Consider the following 539-nt stretch of genomic DNA (forward strand, 5'->3'; position numbering starts at 1 on the left):
ATGAGGTTCGCGGAGACAAAAGACAGGGACATCCTGATGAAAAGGAAACAATAAACGGTGCCCGCGGAGCCGAGTGGAATGGCATCCGCATCCATAGCGTCCGTCTTCCCGGGTTAATTGCCCATCAAGAAGTGTTGTTTGGAGGTGATGGCCAAACATTGACCATCCGTCATGATTCCTATAATCGCGCATCCTTTATGTCCGGCGTAAAACTCTCGGTTGAAACGGTGATGAAAATCGATACGGTTGTCTATGGATTGGAAAATATTATAGGGTGAGGGAAATCGTATATGAAAATTGCATTGATTGCTCATGATAAGAAAAAGGATGACATGGTTCAATTTGCGATTGCATATAAACGTGTTTTGGAAAAGCACGAATTATATGCAACAGGAACAACCGGTTTAAGAATCCAAGAAGCCACGGGATTAAACATTCATCGTTTCCAGTCCGGTCCATTTGGGGGCGACCAGGAAATCGGTTCCCTTATAGCAAAAAATGAAATGGATTTAGTTTTATTTTTCAGAGATCCATTAACA

At 42.7% G+C, this 539-nt stretch carries 2 protein-coding genes; both read left to right on the forward strand.

Annotated features, from left to right (window positions below):
* The coding region (locus tag AC0KTX_RS00050; protein ID WP_474250184.1) for a dihydrodipicolinate reductase C-terminal domain-containing protein at nucleotides 1-278 on the forward strand (278 nt) is incomplete at its 5' end.
* A gap of 12 nt (nucleotides 279-290) precedes the next feature.
* Nucleotides 291-539: methylglyoxal synthase (locus AC0KTX_RS00055; RefSeq protein WP_474250185.1), on the forward strand; the 249-nt coding region annotated here is incomplete at its 3' end.

The organism is Aeribacillus sp. JST-2 (assembly GCF_056032925.1).